Genomic DNA, 9,993 nt, shown 5'->3' with positions numbered 1-9,993 from the left:
TGGACGCTGTGCCGGCGCGCCGGCACAGCGTCCAGGCCAGGGGCCATGGATGGAGAGACCAGCGATGTCACCACACGCAGACGCGGAGACCGGCCAGCCCGGCCCCCGCTTTCTTGGCCGGCACGTTCTGGCCGAATTCTGGGGCTGCCGGCATGTCGACGATCCGGTCTATGTCGAGCGCGCCCTTGCCCGCGCGGCCCGCGATGCGGGCGCCACCGCGCTTGGCAGTTCCGTCCACCATTTCGGCCACGGATTGGGCGTCACCGGCATCATCATGCTGGCCGAATCCCATATCAGCATCCATTCCTGGCCTGAATTCGGTTATGCGGCGGTGGATGTCTTCGTCTGCGGCAAGGCCGATCCGCATCTGGCCGTGGCATCGCTGCAGCGCGCCTTTCATCCGGCGCAGACCGGCATCACCGAGCATTTCCGCGGCGCGCCCACATCGGCCGACGCCCTGATCGCCGCGACCTGAGGTGACCTGATGACCGGATCAGCCCGACCCGTCAGCCCCCGCCCGGCGCCCGGCACCGCGGCGGCGCTGGATGGCTTTGCCACCGCCGCCCATATGGTGCAGGCATGCCGGCCGGTGGAGCCGGTCTATTGCCTGTATCCAGCCCTGCTGCATGCGGCGGGCCAGCGTTTCGTCAGCGGATTTGGCGGTCATGTGCTCTATGCCGTGAAGGCCAACCCGCAGCCCGAGGTGCTGCGCGCGCTTTACGCCGCCGGCATCCGGCATTTCGACACCGCGTCGCTTACCGAAATCGCGCTGATCGACGGCCTGTTTCCCGATGCCCGCTGCTATTTCATGGCACCCGCCAAGCTGACCGGCGCCGCCGAGGCCGCCTTCACCCGCCATGGCGTGCGCGACTTCGTGGCCGATCACGCAAGCGAGCTCGACCGGCTGCTGCGCTTCGCCGATGCCGATACCCGCATTCACATCCGGATGAAGGCCTTCGATCCGCGTTCGGTCTATGAGCTGTCGAGCAAGTTCGGCGCCACGCCCGAGGAATGCCGGCGCCTGCTGAAGCGGGTGGCCGATGCCGGGCTGCGGCCGGGGCTTGCCTTCAATGTCGGCTCGCTGTGCCGGCACCCCGATGCCTATGGCGCGGCCATCGCCACGGCGGCACAGCTTGCAGCCGATGCCGGGGTATCGATCGCCAGCCTGGATGTCGGCGGCGGCTTTCCCACCGCCTATCCGGGCCTGTCGCCGGAACCGCTGGACAGCTTCTTCACCGCGATCGCCGCCGCCGCCGCCACAGCACCGCTGCCGCCCGACTGCGTGCTGCTGTGCGAACCCGGCCGCGCGCTGGTCGCCGAAGGCCAGTCGATCGTGGTTCAGGTGATCCTGATCAAGGACGATCTGGTTTTCCTGAATGACGGCATCTATGGCAGCCTGAAGGAAATGCAGATCTCGAATGAAAGTGTGGTCTATCCGGCCGCCGTGATCCGCATCGACGGCGCACCGCCGTCATCGGCCGCCACCCGGTCCTGGGCGATTTCCGGCCCCACCTGCGACAGCCTGGACATTCTGCCGATGCGCCTGGATCTGCCTGCGGATCTGCGCGAGGGCGACTGGATCGAATTCGGCCTGGCCGGCGCCTATAGCAATGCCATGATCACCGCCTTCAACGGCTTCCACCCCGATCGCTGGGTGCGGATCGACGACGACCTGCCGCCCGGCCTTCGCAGCAGGAGCACGCCCCCGCGATGACCCCGATCAATGCCCGCTCCGCCACAGCCCCCGCGCCGGCGCCGGATATGGCCGACGGCGCCACCGGCCGGCTTCAGCAACAGGACAACATCTTCGTTCACCCCTGGGAGGATCTGGGCGCGCTGGGTGGCAACCGGCGCACCATCATCGCCCGGGGCGAGGGCATTCACCTGATCGACACCGACGGCAACCGGATGATCGACGGCCCCGGCGGCATGTGGTGCGTGAATATCGGCCATGGCCGGCGCGAAATCGCCGATGCCATCGCAGGGCAGGCCATGACGCTGGGCTATTTCTCACCCTGGGCGGTGAGTGCCGAAGCCCCGGCCCGGCTGGCGGCGCGGCTTGCGGCGGCGGCGCCCGGCGACCTGGATCATGTCTTCTTCACCACCGGCGGATCGACGGCGGTGGATTCGGCGCTGCGCTTCGCCTTCTTCTACAACAATCTGATGGGCCGCCCGCAGAAGAAACAGGTGATCGCGCGCATCGGCGGCTATCACGGCAGCACCCATCTTGCCGCCGGCTGTTCGGGCAAGCTGTCGGAAAAGCGCCATATGGACATGCCCGACGGCGTTCATCTGCTGTCCTGTCCAAAGCCGCTGCTGCGCCCCGCCGGCATGTCGGTCGACGCGTTCTGCGATGCGCGGGTGGCGGAGCTTGAAGCGAAGATCCTTGAACTTGGCGCCGACCGGGTGGCGGCCTTCATCGCCGAACCGGTTCTGGCATCGGGCGGGGTGATCATCCCGCCCGATGATTACCACCGCCGGTGCCTCGACGTCTGCCGGCGCCATGACGTGCTCTATATCTCGGACGAGGTGGTCACCGCCTTCGGGCGCCTTGGCCATCTGTTCGCGTCGGAAGCCGTGTTCGGCATCCGGCCCGACATGATCACGCTGGCGAAGGGGCTGACATCGGGCTATGTGCCGATGGGCGCGCTGCTGATCTCCGACCGGCTGCTGCGCGACATCGCCGGGGCCGGTGGCGATGCGCGGGTATTCTTCAGCGGCTTCACCTATTCGGGCCACCCGGTGGCGGCAGCGGCGGCGCTGGCCAATCTGGACGTGATCGAGCGGGACGGGCTGCTGGCCCATGTCCGCCGGGTGATGCCGCATTTCTCGGCCCGCCTACGGGCGCTGGCAGACCTGCCGGTGGTGGCCGAGGTGCGGGTGATCGGGCTGATGGCCGGCGTGGAATGCACGCTGGATGCGGCCCACCCGCACGAGGACCGCGATTATGCCTTCACCCTGCGCGTCGACCGGCATTGCCAGCGCATGGGGCTGCTGGTGCGGCCGGTCTATAACATGTGCGTGATGTCGCCACCGCTGATCATCACCGAGGCCCAGATCGACCGCATGGTCGACATCCTGCGCGCCGGCATCGAACAGGCGATGGCCGAGGTGGCGGCCGAACGCCGCGCCAGCGCCTGAGGGCGGGGCTCAGCGCCGCCTGGCCACCGGCTGCGGCCGCCTTGCCGCCGGCTGCGGCCGCCATCCAGGCCACAGCATCCACACCAGCGCCACGCCCTGCATGGCCACCATCACGCCCAGCGCGGTGCGGTGGGCGTCGGTCGGGTAGTGCCCATCGGCCAGCGGCGCCCAGCCTTCGATGATCACGCCCACCCCATATTGCAGGACGAAGCCGGCCAGGGTGGCGAACAGGTTCAGAAGGCTGATCGCCCGCCCCGACAGGGCCGGTGGCAGCGCCAGCGACAGCAGCGCATAGGTGAAGATCGGCCCGGCGGTGAACAGGCCATAGGCAATCCACAGCGCGCGTGACACGCCGGGCGACGGTGCCACCAGCAGCATCGCCTGAACCACGACGAAGCCGGTGGTGGTGACGGCCATGGTGGTCCACAGGCTGATGCCGCGGCGTTGCAGGCGGTCGGCGATCAGGCCGAAACCCAATTGCCCGGCCACGATCGCCATGGCCAGCCACATCAGGGTGGTGGCCGCCGGCACCGGCGCCAGCCGGTCGACATCCGCCATCCACGCCCCCGCCCACAGGCCCTGATAGGCCAGCCACACGCCTTGCGCCAGAAACGAGACCGGCCCGATCTTCCAGAACACCCGGCTGGTGGCGATGGCCAGCAGGCCGCGGAAGGCATCGCCGATCGAGGCATGGTCGGTGGCGTCGGGCGCGGTTTCCTGGCCCGGCTCCGGCACCACCAGCCAGATCACCGCCGCCAGCACCACCGCGACGACCGCCAGGCCGAGGAACACATTGTGCCAATGGGTCCGGGCGATGATCAATTCGGTGGGCAGGGTGGCGGCCAGCGCCCCCAGCCCCGCCAGACCCAGCGTGGCGCTGTTGGCCAGGGCCAGGCGTTCCGGCCGGAACCATGTGGCGTTCGCCTTGAACGCCGCCGCCCAGCACGCGGCCATGCCCAGCCCGATCAGAAACCGGCCGGCCACCATGCGGCCGAAATCATCGGCGGCGAACAGCACCGCGCCGGCGGCGGCGATCAACATCAGGCCGCCGACCACACGCCTGGGGCCATAGCGGTCCAGCGCCACGCCGACGAAGATCTGCGATCCGGCGATGGCCGCCAGGAACACCGCGGTCAGCAATCCCAGTTGCTCAGGCCCGATGCCGAGTTCGGCCCGCAGGATCCGTCCGACCACGCCGTTGACGTTGCGAAACATCTCGGACAGCAGATAGGCGGTCATGAAGGGCAGAAACACCAGCGCGATGACCATGGGCCCCCGCCGCATCAGATGATCATGCCGCAATAGCGGGAATCCCGGATTTCATCACCATGATCGATGTCGACGAATTGCGCGCCATAGGTGGTCTGTTTCTGCACGCCCCAATTGGCGCCCATGCCGACCCCGCCGCCGGTCGCGGCCTCGCCTTCGAACATCACCTTGTCGAGCCGCGCGCGCCAGTCGATGAAGCGCATGTTCACCGCCAGACGCGAGGCCATCGGGCCGGGTTTCAACGGGCTGCTGCGATGCCAGACATTCTTGTTGAACAGAAAGGCGTCGCCCACGTCGAAGGCATCCTCGTCCTTATGGGCCTCGAACAGCTCGGTCATCAAGATGCTGTTCTCGTCATACACCTTGAACAGCGCCGCCGAGATATCCTCGATCGGCTCCCCCGCGATCAGGCGCGCCGACAGCAGGCTCGACATCTGGAAATTGCCGCGCGCCGAGAACAGCGTCTCGGGGATATAGGCCATGCCCCCGCCCTGCCCCGCCGGGTCGATCGGGTCGAGCGGAATCCAGATGCTGTAGCCCATATCCTGCGGCCGTATGAAGCGGAACGACAGCGAGCCGTAATGCCACGGAAAGCCGTTGCGCTCGCTGTTCAGTTCGAAGCCCTGTGCCTCGGTCATGATCAGCCTTGTGCCGGTCAGCGTGCCCAGGGTCTTGCGGAAGGCGCGGGCGGTATAGACCGCCTTGAAGATCGCGGTCTCGCCCAGCGCATAGGTCAGGCGCCGGAAGGTGTCGCCATAGGTGGCGCCGATATCGCGGGCGGCAACCACGGTTTCCAGCGCCTGGGCGCGCAGCGCCTCGGTGCAGTCCGGCGTCAGCAGACCGCGCAGCCTGATATAACCCTTGTCGCGAAATCCCGCGATGTCATCGGCGGTCAGCGGGATCGGGTTGACCAGCACGCGATCGGGTGCCTGATCGGCCGGCGGGATATCCGCCGCGGCGCGCGCCAATGGCGCTGGCCGGTCTGTCGTCTCTGCATCCATCGTCTTGCATCCCGTTCCGGAAAGGGGCCCGCCGGCGGCAGGCCCGGTGGCGTTCGAACGATGTCTCAGGCGATTGATTTCGCGCCGATGACAGCACAAAATACCATGTTATTCAACTATTAGTTATGGTTCGGCCAGACCGGTTGACGGAACCTGCCCTGATATGCGCCACTCGACGCCACCGAACCGCCCGTGCCTGAGGCCGTACCCGAGGATGCAAGCCCGATGCCCCTGCCACGCCGCCAGCTTCCCGCCACCGTTCCGCTGCCCGGGCTGGATGCGCCGGCAGAGATCCGCGTCGACCGGCATGGCGTGCCGCATATCCGGGCGTCATCGGAACGCGACGCCTTCATGGTCCAGGGCTTCAACGCCGCCCGCGACCGGTTGTGGCAGATCGACATCTGGCGCAAGCGCGGGCTGGGCCTGCTGGCCGCCGATTTCGGCCCCGGCTATCTGGCGCAGGACCGGGCGGCGCGGCTGTTTCTGTATCGCGGCGACATGGCCGCCGAATGGGCCGCCTATGGGGTGGCCGGGCTTCGCCAGATCGTGACCGCCTTCACCGATGGCATCAATGCCTATGTCGCCTTGACCGCCGCCGACCCGTCGCTGCTGCCGCCGGAATTCGGGGTCACAGACACCCGCCCGGCGCGCTGGACGCCTGAGGATGTGGTTCGCATCCGCAGCCATGCCCTGGTCCGCAATCTGACATCCGAGGTGATGCGGGCCCGGCTGCTGGGTCGCGCCCGGCGGCTGACCGGGGATGCGGGCGCCGCCACCGACGATGCTGCGGCGCTGGCCATCGACCTTGCCCGCCGCTCGATCGCCCCCGCCCATGATATCGTCGTGCCCGACGGGCTGGACCCGCAGGATATCGGACCCCGGGTGCTGGATGCGTTTCTGCTGGCGACGGCACCAGTCACCTTCGACGCCGAACGGCTGGCGGCAACCCCCGATCAGGCCGAACGCTGGTCGCGGGTCGATGCCCTGGGCGAGGTGGTTTCCGTGCCCCATGGCTTGCCGATCCCCACGGTCGAAGGGTCGAACAACTGGGCGGTCGCCGGCCATCGCACCGCCACCGGCCGGCCGTTGCTGGCCAGCGACCCGCATCGCGCCTATGGCCTGCCGTCGCTCCGCTATGTCGCCCATCTGACGGCGCCGGGGCTCGACATCATCGGCGCCGGCGAACCGGCGATGCCGGGCATCGCCATCGGCCACAATGGCTATTCAGCCTTCGCGCTGACCATCTTCCCGGCAGATCAGGAAGATCTGTTCGTCTGCGAGACCAGTGCCACCGACCCCGACCTCTATCGGCGCGGCGACGACTGGGCGCGGATGACGGTGGTGCGCGAGACCATCCCCGTGCGTGGCTACCCGGCCGAGGCGGTCGCTCTGCGTTTCACAGCCCACGGCCCGGTGATCTTTGAAGACGGTCCGCGTCACCGCGCCTTCGCCGTGCGCACCGTCTGGTCGGAGCCGGGCAGCGCGCCCTATCTGGCCAGCCTTGGCTATCGCCATGCCCGCGGCCCCGAAGACTATGCCGCCGCACTGGCAAGCTGGTCGGTGCCGTCGACCAATCATGTCTATGCCGATATCGATGGCCGCATCGCCTGGATCGTTGCCGCGAAACTGCCGGTGCGGCCGGCCTCCGACGGGTTGCTGCCGGTGCCCGGCGATGGTCGTTACGACTGGTTGGGCTTTCATGATCCGGCGGATCTGCCGCGCAGCTTCGATCCGAAGGCGGGCTTCGTCGCCACCGCCAACGAGATGAACCTGCCAGACGGCCCGGCGCGCGAGCGGGGATTCGGCTTTGAATGGCTGGAGCCGTTCAGGGCAACCCGCATCCGCCATATCCTGTCGGCCGATGCCGCGCGGGATGTCGACACGGCCGCAGCCCTTCAGGGCGATGTCTGGTCCGAGCCGGCGACGCGCATCTGCCGCCACCTGCCGGCCGCCGCCGCCGCGGCGGCGGGCGCGGTCGATGCCGACACCCGCCTGGGCCTGGATCTACTGACAGTCTGGGATCATCGGCTGACCCTGGCCACGCCGGCGGCGCTGGTGTTCGAGATCTGGTGGCAGCGGCATCTGCGCCCGGCCCTGCTCGACCGCGCCACCGCCGACCCGGTGCTGCGGCAATTGATCGAGCCCGGCGACCCGGAAACGCTGCTCGACCGTATCGATGGTGACGCCAGATGCCGTGACGCCTGCCTGCTGCCGACACTGGGTGCCGCCGTCGCCGAATGCCGCGACCGTTTCGGCGCCGACACCGCCGCCTGGGACTGGGGATGCGTCCATCACGGCCATTTCGAACACCCGATGTCGCGCATCGGGGCGACGGCCGCGATGGGCGCCGACCGCCTGGATATCGGGCCGCTGCCGGTCGGCGGATCGGGCGCCACGGTGATGAACACGACCTATCGCCCCGATGGACGGCTGATCATCGGCGCGTCCTTCCGCATGGTCGCCGATGTCGGCAACTGGGATGCCAGCCGCTTCGTCAATGCCCCCGGCCAGTCGGGCGATCCGGCCTCGGCGCATTACGCCGACCATGCCGGGGCCTGGGCGGAGGCGTCGCTTCTACCCCTGCTCTACAGCCGGGCGGCGGTGGATGCGGCAACCGATCTGGTCATTCATCTCGTGCCGACACCGCAAGCGCCTTGACGACATCCGCATGTATCGTAGACTTTCATCGCCAAGTGCGGACATGTCCGCCTAGAAAAAGCAACAGCGCCGCCAGACCATGGCTGGGTCATGCACCGGCCCATGATCAATCCTTCTATGTTCCAAACACTGTTCCAGATCTTTCAGGTGATCTGGTCAGGCCGCAATCATCCGTGCACTGACCCTCCCGGTTCTTGTCTTCCGCCGTTTCGATTGCCGTTTGACTTCACCACCTGCCGATCGGAGCCCGAGAGGAAAGCCTCCCCCATGCCCGCGACACAAACGACCGCCAGCCAGACCGCCGCCTATAGCGATATCCTTTACGACGTGGCCGACCGGGTCGCAACGATCACCCTGAACCGGCCCGATCGATTGAACGCCTGGACCCAGGTGATGGAAGACGAGATGCGCGACGCGCTGCTGCGTGCCGAAGCCGATGATGCCGTGCGCGCCATCGTCATCACCGGCGCCGGCCGTGGCTTCTGCGCCGGCGCCGATATGGGCCTGCTCAGCGGCGCGGTCGCCAACCAGGGCAGCGCCGCCCCGCGTGAGGCGGCGGAGGCCACGCCGTCTGATGATTTCGACCAGAAATTCAGCTACATGCTGAAGATCAGCAAGCCGATCATCGCCGCGATCAACGGACCGCTGGCCGGCATCGGGCTGTGCATGGTGCTGTTCACCGATCTGCGCTTCATGGCCGAGGGCGCGCGTCTGACCACTGCCTTCGCCCGCCGCGGCCTGATCGCGGAACATGGCAGTTCGTGGATGCTGCCGCGGCTGATCGGCAACATGAACGCGCTCGACCTGCTGTTCTCGGGCCGTCTGGTCGATGCCGCCGAGGCCGAGCGCCTGGGTCTGGTCCGCCGCCTGCCGGCCGAGGGCTTCCTCGACGCGGTCACCGGCTATGCCCGCGACCTGATCACCGCCTCGTCGCCGCGCTCGATCGGTGTGATCAAGCGGCAGGTCCACACCGGCATGTTCCAGTCACTGGCCGAGGCCTGGAACGACGCCAACCGGGCGATGGAGGACAGCTTCCACACCGAGGACTTCCGCGAGGGCGTCAACCATTTCGTCGAGAAGCGCGCGCCGGCCTTCACCGGGCGCTGATCCGGCCATCATATACGCCGTCATCAGGCGGCATGGCGCGGCAAGGTCGGGCTCTAATCCAGCCCCACCTTGCCCGGTGCCCAATAGGCCTTGGCGGTGATCCGCGACGATGTCACGCCAACGGCTTTCAGGGCGCGGCTCAGGCGCTGGATCGATGATGCCCCGCCGGTCAGCACGACATGGGCGCCGCGCGCGGCAAGCCGCAGGATCTCGGCCTCGATCACGGCCAGATGGGTGTCGTCGACGGCGCGGCCGACCACCATGGCATGGCCGAGGCCCGTGGCGTCCAGCACCTGCCGCGATGCGGCGACGTCCGAGACCTCGAACAGATGGCGCGCGCCACCGGCCCATGGGCTGTCGCCGACCGCCGCCGACAGTCCGAACGAGGTTTCATCGCCGAACAGAACCACTGGCGCGCCCAGGCCCGACAGGTCGAGCGAACGGCGCGGACCGAGGATGTGGCAGCTATCGCCATCGCGCAGGCCATCCGCCCAGCGGCTGCCGGGGCCATCGCCATGGCTGAATGCCAGGATGCGCGTCCGGCCGCGCACCGCATCCCACGACATCGGCGTGTAGGTCCGCGCACTGAGGCCAGACCCCATCGCGACCTGAATCTTCTGGCCCGCGGCCCAGACGACGCCCTTCAGCGCGTCGCCCTCAAGATCGACCAGCCGGAAGCGCGGCGCCAGCGTTTCGACAGCGGCGATGCGCGCCGGGCGCATCAGCCACCGGATCAATGTCCGTGTCACGCGCCCCGGCGCGGCGGGTGGCGGCTGGTCTGTCTGGGTCAAAGTCCCGCTCCTTGTAGCCGATACGT

Annotated in this window: 8 protein-coding genes; 5 read left to right on the top strand and 3 right to left on the bottom strand. The window is 68.1% G+C overall.

Annotation, left to right across the window (positions count from 1 at the left end):
- Nucleotides 1-64: 64 nt before the first annotated feature.
- Genes speD through WG924_RS06815 form a run of 3 tightly spaced genes read left to right on the top strand, consistent with a single transcriptional unit; the run spans nucleotide 65 to nucleotide 3,141 of the window.
- On the top strand, nucleotides 65-475 hold the full coding sequence (speD, locus tag WG924_RS06825; protein ID WP_345932247.1) for an adenosylmethionine decarboxylase: 411 nt from the start codon (nucleotides 65-67) through the stop codon (nucleotides 473-475).
- A gap of 9 nt (nucleotides 476-484) precedes the next feature.
- On the top strand, nucleotides 485-1,714 hold the full coding sequence (locus WG924_RS06820) for a type III PLP-dependent enzyme domain-containing protein (protein WP_345932246.1): 1,230 nt from the start codon (nucleotides 485-487) through the stop codon (nucleotides 1,712-1,714).
- Complete coding sequence (locus WG924_RS06815) at nucleotides 1,711-3,141, top strand: aminotransferase (protein WP_345932245.1); 1,431 nt, start codon at nucleotides 1,711-1,713, stop codon at nucleotides 3,139-3,141. The genes WG924_RS06820 and WG924_RS06815 overlap by 4 nt, the downstream gene beginning before the upstream one ends.
- A gap of 9 nt (nucleotides 3,142-3,150) precedes the next feature.
- Here the strand turns inward: WG924_RS06815 and WG924_RS06810 are convergent, their stop codons facing one another.
- Together WG924_RS06810 and WG924_RS06805 are read right to left on the bottom strand one after the other, a co-directional pair.
- Nucleotides 3,151-4,410: an MFS transporter gene (locus WG924_RS06810; protein ID WP_345932244.1), complete on the bottom strand. Its 1,260-nt coding sequence runs from the start codon at nucleotides 4,408-4,410 to the stop codon at nucleotides 3,151-3,153.
- Nucleotides 4,411-4,424: 14 nt separating this feature from the next.
- Nucleotides 4,425-5,411 carry a phytanoyl-CoA dioxygenase family protein gene (locus WG924_RS06805; RefSeq protein ID WP_345932243.1) on the bottom strand — a complete coding sequence of 329 codons (987 nt, stop codon included), beginning with the start codon at nucleotides 5,409-5,411 and terminating at the stop codon, nucleotides 4,425-4,427.
- A 225-nt stretch (nucleotides 5,412-5,636) separates the two neighbouring features.
- Here WG924_RS06805 and WG924_RS06800 point away from each other — a divergent pair, with 225 nt between their 5' ends.
- Both WG924_RS06800 and WG924_RS06795 read left to right on the top strand, forming a co-directional pair.
- A complete protein-coding gene (locus WG924_RS06800) occupies nucleotides 5,637-8,069 on the top strand; it encodes a penicillin acylase family protein (protein ID WP_345932242.1) in 2,433 nt (810 codons plus the stop codon).
- A gap of 267 nt (nucleotides 8,070-8,336) precedes the next feature.
- Entirely contained in the window at nucleotides 8,337-9,176 is an 840-nt protein-coding gene (locus WG924_RS06795) for an enoyl-CoA hydratase (RefSeq protein WP_345932241.1), read from the top strand.
- A gap of 53 nt (nucleotides 9,177-9,229) precedes the next feature.
- On the opposite strand, the gene WG924_RS06790 is transcribed toward WG924_RS06795, so the two are convergent.
- The gene (locus tag WG924_RS06790; RefSeq protein WP_345932240.1) at nucleotides 9,230-9,967 is read right to left on the bottom strand and encodes a siderophore-interacting protein; all 738 of its coding nucleotides are present in this window, start codon (nucleotides 9,965-9,967) and stop codon (nucleotides 9,230-9,232) included.
- Nucleotides 9,968-9,993 lie beyond the last annotated feature (26 nt).

This window comes from Tistrella arctica, assembly GCF_039630945.1.
GTDB classification, from domain to species: domain Bacteria; phylum Pseudomonadota; class Alphaproteobacteria; order Tistrellales; family Tistrellaceae; genus Tistrella; species Tistrella bauzanensis.
The sequence above is the reverse complement of the archived record's forward strand: the minus strand, read 5'-3'. Positions and strand labels throughout refer to the sequence as shown.

Excerpts from the sequence above, each read along its gene's own strand:
- speD (WP_345932247.1), top strand. The coding sequence starts at position 65 with ATGTCACCACACGCAGACGCGGAGACCGGCCAGCCCGGCCCCCGCTTT.
- WG924_RS06820 (WP_345932246.1), top strand. The coding sequence starts at position 485 with ATGACCGGATCAGCCCGACCCGTCAGCCCCCGCCCGGCGCCCGGCACC.
- WG924_RS06815 (WP_345932245.1), top strand. The coding sequence starts at position 1,711 with ATGACCCCGATCAATGCCCGCTCCGCCACAGCCCCCGCGCCGGCGCCG.
- WG924_RS06810 (WP_345932244.1), bottom strand. The coding sequence starts at position 4,410 with ATGGTCATCGCGCTGGTGTTTCTGCCCTTCATGACCGCCTATCTGCTG.
- WG924_RS06805 (WP_345932243.1), bottom strand. The coding sequence starts at position 5,411 with ATGGATGCAGAGACGACAGACCGGCCAGCGCCATTGGCGCGCGCCGCG.
- WG924_RS06800 (WP_345932242.1), top strand. The coding sequence starts at position 5,637 with ATGCCCCTGCCACGCCGCCAGCTTCCCGCCACCGTTCCGCTGCCCGGG.
- WG924_RS06795 (WP_345932241.1), top strand. The coding sequence starts at position 8,337 with ATGCCCGCGACACAAACGACCGCCAGCCAGACCGCCGCCTATAGCGAT.